Here is a 16,816-nt window from a genome sequence, read left to right on the forward strand (position 1 = left end):
TCCTCAGAGCGTCGATCCCTTCGCTTCCGGCTTGTCTCGAACGAAACTGAACACCGGACGTGCAGGATCGTCAGTTTTCCCGACGTTTCTGAACACGTAGCTTCTGACCTGAGGCTGCGGCTCGATACTTCCGTTCGGCTTCCTGTAATGGCAGCACCGACGCCGAAGCGCGACGCCCACTGCGAGTGTTGCAGTAGCGTCCAGCCGGAAGTTTTCGAGCAACCAAACCAGCTATCGGGGGAAGACGATGCAGATAGGATTCATTGGGCTTGGCAGAATGGGCGTACCCATTGCGCGCAACCTCGTCAAGGCAGCCACGACGTGAGGGCTTGGAACCGCACGATCTTGGCACGGGAGACGGTCGAAGGGATCACGTTGGTGGACAGGCCCGCGGACGCCTTCCAAGCCGAAGTGCTCTTCACCATGCTTTCCGACGACGCCGCGACCCGGGAGGTGGTGCTCGACAGCGCGCTGCTCGAGGGCGCACGCAGCGGGCTGACCCACGTCGTCACCTCCACCATCTCGGTCGCCTTCGCCGACGGGCTTGCGGCGCGCCATGCAGAGGCGGGCATCGGCTTTGTTTCACCACCAGTGCTGAACCGTCCGGGCGTTGACGCCAAGGGCGAGCTGAACATGCTGGTCGGTGGCAAGGAAGACACCGTCGCCGCCATGGAGCCCCTGCTCACTTCGTTCAGCAAGAAACATTGGAGGCTCGGCAAGACCCCCGCCCAGGCCAACGCCGCCAAGCTTGCGGCGAACATGATGGTCGCGATGGCGATCGAGGCGATGGCGGAGGGGATCGTCTTGACCGAAAGCGTCGGTCTCGATCGGTCTCGCTTCCTCGATTTAATCCTCGGGACACTCTTCGCTGGCCGGACCCATGAGACCTACAGCGCCCAGATTGCGTTGGGCGCCTTTGAGCCGGGATTCAAGACCAAGCTCGGCCTCAAGGATCTGCCCCTCGCGACCGAGGTCGGGGTCGCGACGGGACGCCCCCTGCCGCTGCTCGACGCCGTGCGGGGGCGGTCGAGCGATGCCGTATTGTCCAGGGCTGGGGGAGATGGACTGGTCGATCATGGCCGATGTCACCCTTCACGGTCCGCATGGTTCGCAATCTGAAGGAATTCAACAGGGGAACGTCCAATGAAGACCTGGCTCATCACCGGCTGCTCCAGCGGCTTCGGCAGACGCCTTGCCATGGCCGCTGCGGAACACGGTGACCGGGTGGTCGCAACGGCTCGCGACCCAGGTTCGATCGCGGACTTGGCTGCCGCCTATGGTGACCGGATGATCGCGTTGCCACTGGATGTGACTAACACCTCGTCGGCCGCCTCCGCAGTGCAGAGCGCGGTTGACGAATTCGGCTACTTCGACGTTCTCGTGAACAATGCCGGCTACGGCCACTTCGGCGCGATCGAGGAGGGAATACCCGAAGAGTACCGTCCGATATTCGACGTCAACGTCTTCGGCCTCATCAAGACGACCAAGGCCGTGTTGCCTGTCCTAAGGCGCAGGGGCGGAACGATCGTTAACCTGTCTTCGGGCGCGGGCATCGCCGGCTCTGCGGGAGGCGGCAACTACAACGCGGCGAAGTTGGCGGTCGGGGGTCTGTCGGAGGCTCTTGCCGACGAGCTGAAACCGTTCGGCATTCGGGTGATCATCGTCGAACCCGGCCGCCTCCGCACCGATTTCCTGGGTCGATCCCTCACCATGGCGGCCAAGCAGATGCCGGAATACGAGGCGAGCTCGGGAAGGCGGCGGCGGTATCGGGAACCCAACGACGGCGTCCAGGCTGGCGATCCCGTCAAGGCGGTGGAGGTGATCCTGCGACCGTACGACGACGGTGACCCGCCGTTGCACCTTCCGCTTGGTTCCGTGGCTTACGAGACCGCCGAACGGAAGTTCGCGGCGTTCAGAAACGACATGGACGCGTGGCGCGACGTCGCCATCCGCACGGACTTCGACCTGGCTTGATGCCGGATCGGATCGATGCCCAGCGAACATCGACAATCGAAATCCCTTCAGTATGCAAAGGACAGGCACGATGGAGTTCTCAAACCGCAAGGTATTCGTCGTCGGCGGCAGCCGAAGCATCGGCGCCGCGATCGTGCGGCGCTTTTCCGAAGCCGGCGCATCCGTGGTGTTCACCTATGCCGCCTCGGCCGATGCAGCCAATCAGCTCGCGGCCGAAACCGGCGCGCAGGCGGTCCAAGCGGATGCCGGCGACCGCGAAGCACTTATCGCGGCGATCGGCAACGCCGGGCCGATCGACATCTTCCTCTACAATGCCGGGCTGCTGGTGCTCGGCGATCCACTGACGATCGTCGCCGACGACGTTGACCGGATGATCGATGTCAACGTGCGCGGCGCCTATTTCGGCAGTGTCGAAGCATCTCGGATGATGCCCGACGGAGGCCGCATTCTCGTCATAGGATCCGACACCGCTGACAACATGCCGTGGTCGGGGCTTTCAGCCTATGTGATGACCAAGGCGGCGATGCAGGGCATGACACGTGGCTTGGCACGGGACATGGGCCCGCGCGATATCACGGTCAATGTCATCCAGCCTGGACCAACCGACACTGACATGAACCCGGCCGCAGGCCCGCGGGCGGCTTCCATGATCGCGCAAATGGCCATCAAGCGCTACGGCACCGCCGACGAAGTGGCGGGCTTGGCGCTTTATTTAGCCAGCACGCAGGCGCGTGGGATCACAGGTGCCATGCACACGATCGACGGCGGTTTCGCTGCCTGATCGTAGGTGATGTGCCGAGCGGTGAAAGCGGACGGCTACAGCGGTCGGACGGCATTTGATCCTTCCTTGAAGCGGTCATTCGATCGCTTTGGAAGAGATCCGTTTCTTCAACTGCGCTCGGAGATTTCGAGAATGGGCACTCGAGAACGGATTCAGTAAGATCTCTGCCGAACAAAAGTACATTCCGGTCTGGCTCTGCCTGTCGCGTCCACGCTTCCCGCTAGGGACGTCCAGATCGACTACCCGGGCGGTCTTTTAAGAGCGACGGGAATGGGGCCGATGCTCGACAGCACACCCGTCGCAGCTCATAATCTAGGGTTCCATGCTAGCTAGTTGCTCTACCAAGGCTGGCCGCCGTGACTCCCGAAGAAACCACCGGTCGGACCGCTCTTGTCGATCAGGGCCATCCTGATCGCAGTCTCGGCTCTCTGTTCCGGTGCCAGAGAACCCGTGTTGTTGCTATGGTGCACGGAGGCCGACGAGCACGGATTTCTCCCTGGTTCGGTGATCTTCAAGCGGCCCGGACGGCGTCCGGGCGTCCGAGGTGGAGCATTCGGTTGAGGATGGTGACGGCGATCCGCGTTTCGACCTCCTGGCCCGCCCGGGTGTGCGAGCGCATGGTGTCGCCGATGATACTCTTGTATCGGCTCATCGCACCCTCCGCCCCGGCCCTCGTATCATAAGCCCGAGATTTTTTGCCAGCCCATGCGGCCCTGCTCTGCAATGACCTGGATATGGCGGTCGCGCTGGATTGGATCGGTTTCGGCCGATGGGCTGAGCACGACCTTCGAGCGTGGCGGCACGACAACCGCAGCTTCCGCGGAGTGCTCGTCCACACCATCGTAAACCCGATCCTGGTCGTAGGCGCTGTCGGCAATGACAGCGGCGAGCGGCTCGTCAGTCTGGTCCAGCAGCGGCCCGACCTGACCGGCATCGCTCTCGCTGCTGTTCGTCAGGGTTGCGGCGACGATGGTGTTGGTCGCCGCGTCGACCGCCAGGTGGAGCTTGCGCCAAGTGCACCGCCCCCGCATGCCATGCTTGTAGCAATGCCACTCGCCGGCGCCGGCGACTTTCAGACCGGTGCCATCAATCATCAGAATGACCGCGCCATCCGGCAGGGCAGTCCGCGGCGCCGGCGTCAGCTGTGCCACCCATCGGCTGATTGTCGTGTGATCGGGAACCGGCAGGTCAATGCCCATGAGGTCCAGCGGCGATCCGAGTATCCCCTTCGTCTGGCGCAGCGGCTGGTGAAACACCAGCCTGACCATGAGTGCTGTCTCGATCGCTGTCTGCGAATAGCGCGCCTGACCGCCGGGCGTTTTCCGTGGCGCTGCCCTCCAGGCTGCGATGGCTTCATCGCTGATCCACAGTGTCAGGCTGCCACGCCGCCGCAAATCGGCCTCATAGGCCGACCAGTTCGTCACTTTGAACTTCATTTTCGGGATATGATGGCGCTGGGCGTCATTGTGTTTGTTCGGCATGTCGGGGGCTGACCAGTCCGCGGGAAGGAAGAGGAAGCCGTTCAACTGGGCTGCCCAATCTGCTGGCAACTCGTTCATCCCTGCCTCCCTGCGCCAACGCCTCCATGTGCCACTAGTCTCCTCGCGCCAAGCGCCGATCGCGGATGCCGTCGGCGATCTCCCGGCCGAACCCTGGGCCCCACCGCCGCACCGTCTCATGGCTGACCGCAACGCCGCGCGGCGCCAGCATCTCCTCGAACATCCGCAGGCTCAACGGGAACTGGAAATAAAACCAGACCGCGTAGCCGATCACCTCGGCCGGGAATCGGTAGGAGCGTGGCGAGGCAAGCCGTGTCGGCGGCCATGCCGCGACTTCGTCGATCATCCGGTTCCACACCCGGCAGACATCGCGCCGCATGGTCGCGGGTTCCCGGCAGAAATCGACCTGATCGATAAACCCCGGAACCGCGCCGATCCGCCAACCCACGTCCGGCGACACGATCGACAACTCACCCGTATACTTGTCTGCTGCCTCCGAAGCCCTCGTCCGTGAGAGTGGACGTATCCACCACCCGCACGGTATAGGGATTGTCTCCAAGGTTTCCCCGATACCCGCGCGGATTGCTGATGAACCGAACACCCTCGTCGGTGAAGTCCTGGTATAGACGGGAATGGCCGAAGCACCATGTGGTCAGCTTCCCGCCGTCCAGACAGTCCGACCAGATCGGCGTCAGGGCGGCGGTGCACGCGGCTTCCCTTTCCAGGTCCCGCAGGGGATCGTCGGTGAAAGCGATGGCGTCGGCATGTGGGGCCATATGGGTGACAATCATGACTTCGCGGATATGGGGGTCAGCCGCCGCGTCTCTCACCCGCTGGGCCAGCAGCACGACATGGTCCACGGATCGGTCATCCCGTCCCTGCCCGCCATCGACGACGCGCATGTCGAGGTGGCTCCTGGTGGCGATGCCGCACACGAGCGTCTGATCTATCACGATGCCGGGACCTGTTCCCAGATAGTGGATGCCATCATGACGCTCCGCGAAACTCCGCAGTTGTTCGACAGTTTCCGCTATCAAGTGCCCGCCATCATACTCGCATGGGCCTTCGACAAAGATCACGGTGTCGAACGCCCGCCGGGCCATCAGGATCTCCCGCATGGTTCGCTGGAGACAGTCCGACACGTTACCGACGATCACCAGGGTGCCAGTGCCGCTCCATGTCCGCACGACCAGCCAGTCCAGCGGCTGATTGTCGGGATACCGATCGACGTGCAGATCTGAAACCAACGCGAATTTCATTTCGAGCATCCCAACCCATCGAACGTCGCCTTCTGGTCCAGGGTCGAAGATGCGGCCCGACGCTCGGGAACCGTTCCACGAACCTGGCTTGCCGAGGAGTTCGTTCGCCGGGCCAGCCCAGGCCCCCCAACCCAGGTCGCCCTCTTCGGGACCTGTCGTCCATCCTCCGTGCGCGGGCCGCCGCGGATCATGGCACCGGGCGGAATTCATCCACCCCTCCCTGGCGGGAGGGTTTTGTCGTTGACTCACGATGTCGCGCCAAGTTCTCAAACGTTCCGTTTCCCGATTGAGGCCAGAGTTCGCCACCGTCGGTGATCACGTTCCAGACGTCTGGTCTCTCGGCATGTACACGGTCCAGCATCGTACCCACATCGGTCCAGCAAGGCTGGCGCCGACCGTGATGCTCCACCAGCGATCCGAGCGGGTTGAAATGAATGCCCAACCGCGTCAACAGACGGAGCAACGCCGGCTCCATGACGGCGGCCCAATGGGACATTTCCTCACGCGCGCTCATCTCGACACAGGATTTGATGAGGCCAAGCGGTAGATGGATCAGTATCTTGCGCCACTCATCGGACGAGAGCCGCGCCTCGAATCCTCGATCGGGAACGTAATTGCGGAAACTCTTGACAATCGAGAAGCGGGAAATCTCGGCCGTGCGCATGATCGGGAAGGGAGCGGTACGGTCGGTGACCAAGGCGCTGGCGACACGCTGTATCGGCAAGGCGCGACGCCAGCCATCCTGATCGGGCAGAACCAGCCGCACCGTGCCGATCGCGTCGCCCGTCGCGTTGTGGGTCAGGATGGAGTGAACGGAATGGCTGTCGAACTCGTCCCGCTCGAGCCCGTCGGGCCTACTGGCCGGATCTTCGAACCCGTTGTCGATGCAGTAAGTTTGAAAGCGAATCCGGAAACAGGCTTCACACATTTCCTGAGATGTCGCGATTGACGATGAAAATATTTCGTTGTAGCAATTTAGAATATTAAAAGATGGCTGTTGACAAGAATGTTGTGGCATCTCCAATTGAAGATGGGTTGCCTCCGATATCAAAGAGTTACGGTTGCTGCTTGAGTTATTTGCCATTTTTCGCTCCATTATTTTCAGTATTTCTTTAGGAAGCACGCATCACTGTCGCATTGAGCATCAGATTTTAGGTATGGATCGTTATTGCGGCCTATTTTATAATTATCCAGTAAAAACGGTCTTAGTAAGGACGAGGATCTTAAATTCCAGAATACACCATTGAATACAGCGTAATGAAATACATTTCAACACAAGATACGTTAATTTTTTGACAATGTTGCACGCAGAACTTTAATCCTATTGCCAAATGAAGAGGAATATGAATACTGTTAACCTCATAACCAATGTTATATTGAAATTCAATGGCATGATTTTCGAAGTTAAATAGTGTCTTTTTCCCGTGAAATGCGGTCTGTGGCAGCGTAATTGCTAACCTGGGGTTCAGGCGGACGTACCACAGTTCCTGTTCGTGGGCACGTTTGAAAAGACGCATCGTCGGACTGGATCTTATGTGAAAGATTCCTCCGCGACCGCCTCAGGTCGCCAACCATACTGGCGTGAGGTAAATGCGTTCCTGGAGGAGATTCTGCGGACGGTGTGGATGGCGGAAGCCGTCCACCAATTGCGGTTCGAGTCCAGCAATCCGGGAAAATCGACAGTTGAAATGCCGCCCGCCTTGCCCTAGTCGAACTGACACCTACGATAATCATAATTTCACGTATAGCGGTAAAACTTTCGAGGAACACCAAGCGCCCCAGATGGAGAGCGGGCCGCCGCAGGATGAAGGTGCGGCGAACCTCGGTCACATTGGACGCCGCAGCTTGACGGCGTGTGGATTTTTTGACGGTGGTGTTGTGAGCCTTGGGGAGCGCGGTATGGCGCATTGGTCAATGGCGATGACATGCCGTTCGATCAGAATTTCATCCAGTGTCAAACGGCCGGTGGGCAAGCCGCGTAAGGGCTTTGTCACGCGAAGTGACCCGACGCGCAGAGGGCCGGGAATCATCGACTGGTTCAGGCGGCGATCGCGGCAATCCACTCGGCCATGGCCCGCGCCCGGAAGGCGCGCGAGGTTCGGCGGGAAATCAGATGGCGTTGGACGTTGAAAGTGTTGTGGGTGGCGGCAAGCATGGGGACGAAGCGCTGGGTGGAACCGGGCGACTTGAAGCGCCGCATCTTCCGTTCCCGTCGGAGGAGTGGTTGGTGGGGAACCTCGGCCCGATTGTTCCGGAGGACGCCTCGTTCATGGTCGGCGCTCACGCCGATCTCCTTGGGCGCGGCCCCGTGGGAGCGCGGCTTGTCGGTCGTGATCCGGGTCGGAACGAAGCCGTGTTTCTTGAGCGGCTCGCGGATGAGCTTTCGGGCCGCGGCCTTGTTCCGCCAGCGCTGGATCAGGACCTCCAGCACCTCGCCCTCATCGTCAACCGCCCGCCACAGGTACATCCGCTTGCCGGCAACGCACACCACCATCTCATCGAGATGCCAGCGAGCACTGGGCTCGCACCGCCGTCGCCGGAGGTTCCGCGCGACCGCCGGGCCGAACTTGCCGACCCAGCGTCGGACCATTTCGTACGAAACATCCAGTCCCCGCTCGGCCAGCAAGTCCTCAACGTCCCGGTAGCTCAGCGTGAACCGAGGATAAAGCCATACGGCATGCCGAATGACGGTCGGCGGGAACTTATGACGGGCCCACGAGATCGGATGCATCCAGGTAGGTTATCGTCGTCGCTGATGGAGCGCCACGGTTTCCGTGACATTGCCGTTCCGAACGTTAGGTGGATAACGCTCGCTTGATGCACCGCAAGGAAGACCTATCAATGGGCTAACCCGTTAGAATAAATGGTTTTATGGCATCGCCTCGAACTTAAGTTCGCCGAGCGACACCACCTTGTCGGTGCGGGTCATCTTGAACTCGGTGTCAGGCCCGAGCCACTTGTTCCAAGCCTGATTGATCTCGTCGGCGGCATCCATCGCGCGGAGCGTCTCGTTGACCTTGGCGAGCAGGGCGGGCTCGTCCTTCCGCATGCCGATGCCGATCGGCTGGAAGACCATCGGCTCGTCGATCATCTTGAGCTCGACGCCCTTCGTCTTCGATTCGTTGACGAGCTTCGTGATCGTCATCGTGTTGGCGACGATGCCGCGCGCCTTGTTCTGCTGGACCGCCATGAAGGCCGACCCGGTGTCCTGGAATGTCAACGGCTCGGAGCCGTTCATCTTGATCGACATCTCGGAGGTGGAGCCCTTGGTGGACGCGAGGCGCTTGCCTTTGAAATCCGCCTTAGACGTGGCCGGATCGCTGGCCTTGACCGCCAGCATCTCCTTCGCGAGGTAGTACGGATCGCTGAACTGGATCTGCTCGGCCCGACCGCGCGTGTAGGCCAGATTGGCGATCGTCAGGTCGACACGGCCAAGCTTCACCTCCGGGACGCGCGCCTCGACCGAGAGCGGGGTGATCACCGGGGTGACGCCCCAGCGCTTGGCGATGGCGCCACAGAGATCGACGTCGAAACCGACCATCTCACGCGTCTTCGTGTCCGGCGCCGCGAAGGGCGGCACATCGGCGAAGGTGCCGCAGCGCAACTCCTTCCGGGCCATGATGTCGTCGAGCTGGTCGGCGCTGGCCGACGTGTACATGGACATGGACGTGGCCGCGGTCGCGGCCACGGTCAGGGCGAGACTCAAGGTCTTGAATGCCATATCGGATCTCCTTGGGAGGGTGACGCGTGGATCAGTGCCGCAGGTCGGACAAGAACCGTTGGGCTCGGGCGTGCTGGGGGTCGCCGAAGAAGACGCTGGGTTCCGCCGTTTCGAGGATCTGGCCGGCGTCCATGAACCAGACGCGGTCGGCGACCTCGCGGGCGAACCCCATCTCGTGGGTGACGCACATCATGGTCATGCCATCGGCGGCCAAGCCGCGCATGACGGCCAGGACCTCGCCCACCATCTCGGGGTCGAGCGCGCTGGTGGGTTCGTCGAACAGCATGGCGGGCGGTTCCATGGCGAGCGCGCGGGCGATGGCCACGCGCTGCTGCTGGCCACCCGAAAGCTGCGCCGGATAGGCGTTCGCCTTGGCCGATAGGCCAACCCGGTCGAGCAGCCGCATGGCCCGGTCGCGGGCCTGTTCCCGATCGACGCCATTCACCTTGACCGGCGAGATGGTCACGTTCTCCAGCGCAGACAGGTGGGGGAACAGGTTGAAGCTCTGGAACACGAAGCCGATGCGGCTGCGCAGGTGGTTGAGTTCCGATCCACGCATCTTCCCATGAACGCTCCGCCCATCGAAGGTGATCGTGCCGGAATGGATCTCCTCCAGCCGGTTGACGGTGCGGATCAGGGTGGACTTGCCGGAGCCCGATGGCCCGCAGACCACGACGACCTCGCCCCGCGCGACCTCGGCGTTGATGTCGACCAGGGCTTGGAAGCCGCCATAGTTCTTGTTGACGTTGGAGAACCGGATCATGGGTTCCACCTTGGCTGTCGGGGTTTCCTGGGTCATGGCTCGGGCACCGGCATTTGCGGGTTCAAGGAGAGGGCGACGCCCGGCATGCCGGCGCGTTTGTGGGCGATGCGGCGCTCCAGCACCAAGGCGGCCCGGGTCAGGGTCCAGCAGACCAGGAAATAAATGATCGCCAGCAGGAAGAAGACTTCGAAAGGCTTGGTCAGCAGTTGATTGTTGACTTGGTTGGCCGCGAAGGTGAGTTCCGGCACGTTGATGACATAGCCCAGCGTCGTTTCCTTGATGGCCGAGACGAACTGGCTGAGGATGCTGGGCATCACGTTATAGAGCGCCTGGGGCAGGATGATGTGGATCATCGCGCCGAAATAGCCGTGGCCCAGCGCGCGGGCCGTTTCCACCTGTCCCCGGCCCAGCGCCACGATCCCTCCCCTGACCACCTCGCTCAGGAAAGCGCCCTCGTAGATCACCAGCGTGACGAGCATCGTGACGAAGCCCGGGACGTTCGCGCCGATCAGCAGCGGGACCATGAAATAGACCCACAGGATCAGCATCAGCAGCGGCACGCCCCGCGCCACATAGACCAACACCGTCGCCGGCCACAGCAGCAAGGGATTGGTCGAGAACCGCGCGAAGGCGATCAGCACGCTGAGCGGGAAGGCCAGCGCGATGCTCAGCACCGAGAGGATCAGCGTCGCCGCGAAGCCGCCCAGCGGGCCGTTGGGATACTGGCCGATCAGCAGGAGGAGCCAGTTTTCGCGGATGATGTCGACAAGGTCCAGCAGCATGGCTCAGCGTGCTCCCGCGATGGCCGCTTGACGGCTCAAGACCGCGCCGACCGCCATGATGGCGAGCGAGCAGACCAGATAGGCGATGGTCGCGATCAGGTAGATTTCGAAGGTCTGGAAACTCTGGTTCTCGACCTCCTTCACCGCGTGAGTGAGTTCCGCGACGCCGATCGCCATGGCCAGACTGCTGTTCTTGAAAAGCGATACGCTGTGATTGATCAGCGATGGCAAGGCGTTGCGCAGCGCCTGCGGCATCAGCACGTGGCGCATGGTTCCGATGAAGCCATGGCCAAGGGCCCGCGCCGCCTCCGTCTGACCCGGCGGCACCGCGCGGAGGCCGGATCGGAGATCCTCGCTGAAATAGGCGGCTTGGCAGAGGCCGAGAGCGACGATCGCGAAGACGGCCTCGCCGTTGTTGTCCGTCAGGAACATTTGCAGGCCATCGGGCAGCAGGCTCGAAATCCCGAAATACCACAGCATCAGCTGAACGAGCGTCGGGACGTTGCGGTGATAGGCGACATAGGTGCCGACCAGCCATTCCGTGACGCGGCCCGGCACCAGGCGGACGACGAGAAGCGTGATGGCCAATCCCATCGCGAGACACCAGGAACCGACCGCGACGACGAAGGTCATCACGAGACCTCCCAGCAGCATGGCGCGGAATTCCGGGTTGGTCAGGACCGCGACGAGATCGAAATCTTGCATGACCGGCCTCAGGTGGACGGGGTGGGCTTGGCGCCCCATTCGGGCGCCCGCGCCGTCGACAAGCCACCGGGAACCTGCAAGGTCGGCGTGATCTCCATGTGGCCGATGTTGACCGCGACGGGGGCCGCGACCGCGAAGGCGATGGCCTCCGCGATGTCGTTGGCTTCCGGCAGTTCGAACCCGTCGAGGAAGCGCTCGCGGATCTCGGGGCTGTCGCCGTGGACATGCGCGAAGATGTCGGTCGCGACCCGGCCCGGACAGATCTCCGTCACCCGCACGCGCCGGCTGAAGGCGTCGACGCGCAGTTGCCGGGACAGCATGCTGACCGCCGCCTTGGTGGCATGGTAGGTGGAATTGCCGCCGAAGTTATAGGCGCCGGCGATCGACGAGATGTTGACGACGTGGCCCCGGTCGCGCGCCACCATGCCCGGCACGATCAGACGGCAGAGATGGAGCACCGCGCGCAGGTTGACGTCGATCAGCAGGTCGATGTCGCCATCATCGGCGTTGAGGAAGGACTTCGGCCGGTCGACACCCGCGTTGTTGACCAGGATGTCGAACTCGACCTCCCCCGCCAGACGGGCGAGGGCCGCCGTGTCGGTGACGTCGATCGCGTGGGCGACGCATCCGGTCCGCTCGGCCAGGTCGGCGAGGGCGGCGGCGCCGCGCGCCAGGGCGTGAACCTCCAGCCCCTCGCGGCGGAACCGTTCGACCACGGCCGCGCCAATCCCTGACGAGGCGCCTGTGACGAGGGCGGTCTTGTAATCGGAGAAAGGCATGGGACACCCTGTTTTGATGAAGAAACGTTAACCGATGTCGTCGACCGGCCGCCAAGATGGATTGGCTTTGTGGAGATAAGGCCGTCTTATGGATAATCGGGCGGTCAGGTCGCCACTTGGAAGGCGGCCATCCGGGAGACGGGCACCACCCGGCCATCGGCGGCCTCGATCTCCCGCCGGATGGCGCGCGCCAGCGACACGGCGCCGGGCGTGTCGCCATGGACCAGGATGCTGTCCGGGCGCATCGCCAGGGGTTGCCCGTCATGGGCCAGCACGATGCCTTCCCGGAGCAGGCGGCGAACCCGCTGGAGCACCATGGCCTCGTCATGGATCACGGCGCCCGGCAAGCCGCGCGGCACCAGCAGTCCCGCAGCGTCGCAGGCGCGATCCGCCAGGAACGTGGTCGCCACCCGGAGACCGTGACACGCGGCGGCGGTTTCGATCGCGTGGCTGGTCGATGAGACGATGATCAGATCCCGATCGAAACGCGCCACCGCCTCCACCAGCCGGTCGGCCAGGGCGTCATCGGCCGCCGTCATGTTCCCCAGCGCGCCGTGGAAGCTCATATGCGTCATGCGGTGGCCAACCGACCGGGCGATGCCGGCGAGCGCCCCCAGCTGGTATGTGACCATGGCGGCGATTTCGCCAGGGTCGATCCGCATGACCCGCCGGCCGAAACCCTGAAGGTCGGGGAAGCCGACATGGGCGCCGACATCTACACCCTTCGCCAGCGCCGATTCCACCGTCCGCTCCATGATCACCGGATCACCGGCGTGGAAGCCACAGGCGATGTTGGCCGATGACAGGACATCGAGCAGCGCCTCGTCGTCTCCCATGCGCCAGGGCCCGAAACCCTCGCCAAGGTCGGCGTTGAGATCGATCTCCATCGGCGGGCTCCTCAAGACTGGGATGAAAACTGGAACAGCGGGTCGCCGTACCCGACGAGCGCCCCATCGGCGGCCAGGATGGCGGAGATGACGCCAGGGCGCTGGGCTCGGACCGGGACCAGCAGGACGCCGACCCTCAGGAACCCCAGCAATCGTCCGGCCGCCACGCGCTCGTCCGGCTCGACCATGGGCGTTTCGCGGAGGGGATGAGCGTGGAGGAAGTGGCCGAAACCCGGCGACGGCAGGGTTTGCGCTTCGATCCCGGCAGTCGGCTCGCGCGGCGGTTCGGTCCCGATGACGGGGTCGCCGCCGCGATGGAGCCGCAAGTATCCGGCCGGTCCCGTCAGTTCCAGGATGTCCAGGTCCGTCGCCGCGAACCAAGCCGCGATGTCGGCGACGTGATCGAGTGGCGACGTCATCGGGCGGTGCTCCGCGTGCGGTGAAGGTCGAGCAGGCGGCGCGCCTCGTCGAGCCAGCGCCGGTTCCCGTCGAGCGCCGCCAGGGCGTCGTCCCAGGCCGTCTCCACGAAGCGGACGGAGCCGCCGATCGGTGCTTGGCCGAGCCGCCACAGGTCGGCCTCGATCACGGTTCCAATCTTCGGGTAGCCGCCGGACGGCTGGGCGTCGCACATCTGGACGATCGGCTGACCGCCGGGGGGAACCTGGATGACTCCCGGCACGATCCCATGGGATCGCATCTCCAACGGCGCCAGCGTTTCCAGGGCCGGTCCCGCCAACCGGAAGCCGTAGCGGTCGCTGTGCGGCGTCACCTTCCAGGGCTCGGACCAGAACGCGCGGTGGGAGGCAGGTTTGAAGCGGTCGTACTCGGCCGCCGGCAGGACGCGCACGGCGATGTGGCCATCGACATCGAGCGGGAGTGCGATCACCGGGGGAACCACCCCGACCTCGGCCACGCCAGGAGCGCCGGAAGCGGGCGGCGCCGACCGCATCCTGTCGCCCCGCCGCAAGGCGCGGCCCTCGAACCCGCCGATCGCACCGCGCAGTTGGGTACTGCGCGATCCGAGGACGGCGGGGACATCGATCCCGCCCTCGACGCAGAGATAGGCCCGGGCGCCCCGCCAGCGGCCGGGTGCCGGAAGGCCAAGGCGCAGCACGGCGCCGGCCACCGCCCAGGCCGCCGACCATGGGGGCAGCGGATCGCCATCGAGCGTCGCGGAACAGTCGGCGCCGGTGATCGCGAAGGCGCCATCCGTCTCGAACCTGACCTCGAAGGGGAAGACCTGGGCCTCGATCGCGGCGGCTCCCTCCTCGTTGCCGAGCAGCAGGTTGCCGCAGGCGAGTGCCATCCCGTCCATCGCTCCCGCCGTGCCGACACCCCAACGCAGCGCGCCGGAGCGGCCAAGGTCCTGCACGGTCGCCAGCCCGCTTTCGGAGAGGATCTCGATCATCGAAGCACTCCCGCGATCTTGAACACGATGCTGTCTCCCGGCTGGAGCAAGGCGGGTGGATCCCGGGTCGCGTCGAAGAAGCGCATGCAGGTGCTTCCGATCGTGTTCCAGCCGCTGGGCCCATCCGAGGCCGAGACACCCGTCTGCGCGCCGCCGATCGAGACGGAGCCGCCGGGCAGCCTGAGGACCGGCACCTTCCGCCGCGGCGTGGCGATGCGCGTGTCCATGCCGCCGAGATAGCAGTATCCCGGATGGCTGCCGACCGCGTAGACCGGGTAGACGGGCGCGCTGTGGATCGCGGCGATCTCGTCCGGGGAGAGTTTGGTGTGTTCCACGACATCCGCCATGTGGGGGCCCCCGGCGCCGCCGTAGACGACCGGCAGTTCGAAGACGCGGCCGTCCAGCGGCAACGGCGCCGCCTCCCGCCAGGCCGCGACGAGACGCGTCTCCAGCGCCGTGATCCGGTCCGGCGGCTTGCCGAAGCTGAGCAGGAGGTTGTTGACGCCCGGCACCGCCTCGCGCACCTCCGGCCAGGTTTCGGCCTCGCGCGCCAGCGACCAGATGCGGCGTTGCGTCGGCAGGTCGGTTTCGCCCGGCGCCTCGAACAGGAGCGCGCTGGTACCGAGGCGGCTGACGTGGGGGTCGCCGGCGTTCAAGCTGGGTCTCCGCTGGACAGGATGGTTTCCAGGTAATGGATATCGACGGGGCCAGCCGAGAAACGCTCGTCCGAGACGATGCGGCGATGCAGGGACAGGTTGGTCGCGATACCCTCCACCCGCATCTCGGCAAGCGCCACGCGCAGACGCGCCAGGGCCTCTCGGCGCGTCGCGCCCTGCACGATCAGCTTGCCAATGAGCGAGTCGTAGTACGGCGGCACGACGGTTCCGGACGCCATGTGGCTATCGACGCGCACGCCGGGGCCGCCGGGGATCTCCCAGCGGGTGACGCGGCCGGGCGACGGGGCGAAGGTTTCCGGGTCCTCGGCGTTGATCCGGCATTCGAACGCGTGGCCACGGCAGGCGATGTCCGCCTGGGACAGGGCGAGCGGTTCGCCCTGGGCGACCCGGATCCCCTCCGCGACGATGTCGATGCCGGTCGTCATCTCGGTGACCGGATGCTCGACCTGGACGCGGGTGTTCATCTCGATGAAGGAGAAGACGCCGTCCTCGACCAGGAACTCGAAGGTGCCGACCCCTCGGTAGCCGATCCGCCGGCACGCCTCGGCGCAGCGGGCGCCGACATCGGCCACCAAACAGTCCGGCAGATCCGGGGCGGGCGCCTCCTCCAGCACCTTCTGATGACGGCGCTGGAGCGAGCAGTCGCGGCTGCCAAGCCATAGCGCGGTGCCTTGGCCGTCCGCGATGACCTGGATCTCGACATGGCGAGGATGTTCGAGGAATTTCTCGGCGTAGATCGCGGCGTTGCCGAAGGCGCGGCGCGCCTCCTCGCGGGTCAGCGCCAGCGCGTCGGCGAGACCGTCCTCGTGGGTGACGATCCGCATGCCGCGTCCGCCGCCACCGCCCGCCGCCTTGAGGATGACCGGGTATCCGATCTCCGCCGCGATCCCTTGGACGGCCCCGGGATCGTCGGGAAGCGCCCCATCGGGTCCCGGCACACAGGGAACGCCCGCCTCTCGCATGGCGCGCTTGGCGGCGACCTTGTCGCCCATGGTCCGGATGCAGGCGGCGCTCGGTCCGATGAAGGTGAGGCCCGCCCGTTCGACACGGTCGGCGAAATCAGCATTCTCCGACAGGAACCCATATCCTGGATGGATCGCCTCCGCTCCCGTCGCCTTCGCGGCCAGCAGGATCGCGGAGGCGTCGAGATAACTCCTGGCCGCCGGCGCCGGTCCGACGCAGAGGGCGACATCGGCCTCGCGGACGTGGATGGCGTCCCGGTCGGCTTCGGAATGGATGGCGACCGTGCGGAGACCGAGGGTCCGGCAGGCGCGCTGGATGCGGAGCGCGATCTCCCCGCGGTTGGCGATCAGGACCGTTTTGAACATCGGATCACGCGACCCGCAGGATCGGCTGGCCGGCGTCGACGTCGTCGCCCGAGGTGACGAGCAGGGCCTCGACGGTCCCAGCGCGCTCGGCCTTGACCTCGTTGAAGACCTTCATGGCCTCGATGACGCAGAGGGTGGCGCCAACCTCCACCACTTGGCCGACCGTGACGAAGTCGGCTTCGCCGGGCGACGGGGAGAAATAGAGGGTCCCCGCCAAGGGCGATCTGATCTCCGGGTCCTCGCGCCGCGGCGC

At 64.3% G+C, this 16,816-nt stretch carries 17 protein-coding genes and 2 pseudogenes; 3 read left to right on the forward strand and 16 right to left on the reverse strand.

The features are described 5' to 3' along the window. Window positions 1-147: 147 nt before the first annotated feature. The 3 genes from N825_RS33120 (at window position 148) to bdcA (ending at window position 2,755) form a co-directional block, all read left to right on the forward strand. Window positions 148-1,119 (forward strand): NAD(P)-dependent oxidoreductase, encoded by a 972-nt coding sequence (locus N825_RS33120; RefSeq protein ID WP_245613306.1) that lies wholly within the window; start codon window positions 148-150, stop codon window positions 1,117-1,119. Window positions 1,120-1,143: 24 nt separating this feature from the next. Beyond that, window positions 1,144-1,974, forward strand: coding sequence for an oxidoreductase (locus N825_RS33125; RefSeq protein WP_037461173.1), 831 nt, complete (start codon window positions 1,144-1,146; stop codon window positions 1,972-1,974). Between the two features lie 70 nt (window positions 1,975-2,044). Continuing rightward, window positions 2,045-2,755 (forward strand): SDR family oxidoreductase, encoded by a 711-nt coding sequence (gene bdcA, locus N825_RS33130; protein ID WP_037461174.1) that lies wholly within the window; start codon window positions 2,045-2,047, stop codon window positions 2,753-2,755. Window positions 2,756-3,266: 511 nt separating this feature from the next. Here the strand turns inward: bdcA and N825_RS33135 are convergent. From N825_RS33135 to N825_RS33210, 16 genes and pseudogenes are all read right to left on the reverse strand, one after another. Continuing rightward, a pseudogene (locus tag N825_RS33135) lies at window positions 3,267-4,236 on the reverse strand (IS5 family transposase). Between the two features lie 115 nt (window positions 4,237-4,351). Then, a pseudogene (locus tag N825_RS33140) lies at window positions 4,352-4,600 on the reverse strand (IS6 family transposase); the annotation flags it as partial. Window positions 4,601-4,724: 124 nt separating this feature from the next. After that, complete coding sequence (locus N825_RS33145; protein WP_157619714.1) at window positions 4,725-5,723, reverse strand: metallophosphoesterase family protein; 999 nt, start codon at window positions 5,721-5,723, stop codon at window positions 4,725-4,727. Continuing rightward, a complete protein-coding gene (locus N825_RS33150) occupies window positions 5,701-6,597 on the reverse strand; it encodes a PEP-CTERM/exosortase system-associated acyltransferase (RefSeq protein WP_198039028.1) in 897 nt (298 codons plus the stop codon). The genes N825_RS33145 and N825_RS33150 overlap by 23 nt, the downstream gene beginning before the upstream one ends. Window positions 6,598-7,551: 954 nt before the next feature. Beyond that, window positions 7,552-8,244 (reverse strand): IS6 family transposase, encoded by a 693-nt coding sequence (locus tag N825_RS33155; RefSeq protein ID WP_037461176.1) that lies wholly within the window; start codon window positions 8,242-8,244, stop codon window positions 7,552-7,554. 138 nt (window positions 8,245-8,382) lie between these two features. Then, entirely contained in the window at window positions 8,383-9,234 is an 852-nt protein-coding gene (locus tag N825_RS33160) for an ABC transporter substrate-binding protein (protein ID WP_037461177.1), read from the reverse strand. Between the two features lie 31 nt (window positions 9,235-9,265). Then, window positions 9,266-10,033, reverse strand: a complete 768-nt coding sequence (locus N825_RS33165; protein WP_037461179.1) for an amino acid ABC transporter ATP-binding protein — start codon at window positions 10,031-10,033, stop codon at window positions 9,266-9,268. Continuing rightward, window positions 10,030-10,779, reverse strand: a complete 750-nt coding sequence (locus N825_RS33170; protein WP_037461181.1) for an amino acid ABC transporter permease — start codon at window positions 10,777-10,779, stop codon at window positions 10,030-10,032. The genes N825_RS33165 and N825_RS33170 overlap by 4 nt, the downstream gene beginning before the upstream one ends. Before the next feature lie 3 nt (window positions 10,780-10,782). After that, window positions 10,783-11,484: an amino acid ABC transporter permease gene (locus tag N825_RS33175; protein WP_037461196.1), complete on the reverse strand. Its 702-nt coding sequence runs from the start codon at window positions 11,482-11,484 to the stop codon at window positions 10,783-10,785. Window positions 11,485-11,492: 8 nt separating this feature from the next. Further along, the gene (locus N825_RS33180) at window positions 11,493-12,263 is read right to left on the reverse strand and encodes an SDR family oxidoreductase (RefSeq protein ID WP_037461183.1); all 771 of its coding nucleotides are present in this window, start codon (window positions 12,261-12,263) and stop codon (window positions 11,493-11,495) included. Between the two features lie 104 nt (window positions 12,264-12,367). Further along, complete coding sequence (locus tag N825_RS33185) at window positions 12,368-13,150, reverse strand: LamB/YcsF family protein (protein WP_037461185.1); 783 nt, start codon at window positions 13,148-13,150, stop codon at window positions 12,368-12,370. A gap of 11 nt (window positions 13,151-13,161) precedes the next feature. Further along, on the reverse strand, window positions 13,162-13,569 hold the full coding sequence (locus tag N825_RS33190; protein ID WP_037461186.1) for an acetyl-CoA carboxylase biotin carboxyl carrier protein: 408 nt from the start codon (window positions 13,567-13,569) through the stop codon (window positions 13,162-13,164). Continuing rightward, the gene (locus tag N825_RS33195) at window positions 13,566-14,558 is read right to left on the reverse strand and encodes a 5-oxoprolinase subunit C family protein (RefSeq protein WP_037461187.1); all 993 of its coding nucleotides are present in this window, start codon (window positions 14,556-14,558) and stop codon (window positions 13,566-13,568) included. Before N825_RS33195 ends, N825_RS33190 begins: the two co-directional genes overlap by 4 nt. Further along, complete coding sequence (gene pxpB, locus N825_RS33200) at window positions 14,555-15,214, reverse strand: 5-oxoprolinase subunit PxpB (protein ID WP_037461188.1); 660 nt, start codon at window positions 15,212-15,214, stop codon at window positions 14,555-14,557. Before pxpB ends, N825_RS33195 begins: the two co-directional genes overlap by 4 nt. Next, the gene (gene accC / locus N825_RS33205; RefSeq protein ID WP_037461190.1) at window positions 15,211-16,563 is read right to left on the reverse strand and encodes an acetyl-CoA carboxylase biotin carboxylase subunit; all 1,353 of its coding nucleotides are present in this window, start codon (window positions 16,561-16,563) and stop codon (window positions 15,211-15,213) included. Before accC ends, pxpB begins: the two co-directional genes overlap by 4 nt. A 4-nt stretch (window positions 16,564-16,567) precedes the next feature. Then, window positions 16,568-16,816 (reverse strand): acetyl-CoA carboxylase biotin carboxyl carrier protein (locus N825_RS33210; RefSeq protein WP_037461191.1); only part of this gene is annotated, 249 nt, incomplete at its 5' end.

This window comes from Skermanella stibiiresistens SB22 (genome assembly GCF_000576635.1).
Taxonomy (GTDB): Bacteria; Pseudomonadota; Alphaproteobacteria; order Azospirillales; family Azospirillaceae; genus Skermanella; species Skermanella stibiiresistens.

Coding starts and splice junctions, on each gene's coding strand:
- N825_RS33165 (WP_037461179.1), bottom strand. CDS start 10,033: ATGACCCAGGAAACCCCGACAGCCAAGGTGGAACCCATGATCCGGTTC.
- N825_RS33190 (WP_037461186.1), bottom strand. CDS start 13,569: ATGACGTCGCCACTCGATCACGTCGCCGACATCGCGGCTTGGTTCGCG.
- N825_RS33160 (WP_037461177.1), bottom strand. CDS start 9,234: ATGGCATTCAAGACCTTGAGTCTCGCCCTGACCGTGGCCGCGACCGCG.
- N825_RS33170 (WP_037461181.1), bottom strand. CDS start 10,779: ATGCTGCTGGACCTTGTCGACATCATCCGCGAAAACTGGCTCCTCCTG.
- N825_RS33125 (WP_037461173.1), top strand. CDS start 1,144: ATGAAGACCTGGCTCATCACCGGCTGCTCCAGCGGCTTCGGCAGACGC.
- N825_RS33175 (WP_037461196.1), bottom strand. CDS start 11,484: ATGCAAGATTTCGATCTCGTCGCGGTCCTGACCAACCCGGAATTCCGC.
- N825_RS33180 (WP_037461183.1), bottom strand. CDS start 12,263: ATGCCTTTCTCCGATTACAAGACCGCCCTCGTCACAGGCGCCTCGTCA.
- accC (WP_037461190.1), bottom strand. CDS start 16,563: ATGTTCAAAACGGTCCTGATCGCCAACCGCGGGGAGATCGCGCTCCGC.
- N825_RS33185 (WP_037461185.1), bottom strand. CDS start 13,150: ATGGAGATCGATCTCAACGCCGACCTTGGCGAGGGTTTCGGGCCCTGG.
- N825_RS33155 (WP_037461176.1), bottom strand. CDS start 8,244: ATGCATCCGATCTCGTGGGCCCGTCATAAGTTCCCGCCGACCGTCATT.
- N825_RS33145 (WP_157619714.1), bottom strand. CDS start 5,723: ATGAATTCCGCCCGGTGCCATGATCCGCGGCGGCCCGCGCACGGAGGA.
- N825_RS33150 (WP_198039028.1), bottom strand. CDS start 6,597: ATGGCAAATAACTCAAGCAGCAACCGTAACTCTTTGATATCGGAGGCA.
- N825_RS33195 (WP_037461187.1), bottom strand. CDS start 14,558: ATGATCGAGATCCTCTCCGAAAGCGGGCTGGCGACCGTGCAGGACCTT.
- bdcA (WP_037461174.1), top strand. CDS start 2,045: ATGGAGTTCTCAAACCGCAAGGTATTCGTCGTCGGCGGCAGCCGAAGC.
- N825_RS33120 (WP_245613306.1), top strand. CDS start 148: ATGGCAGCACCGACGCCGAAGCGCGACGCCCACTGCGAGTGTTGCAGT.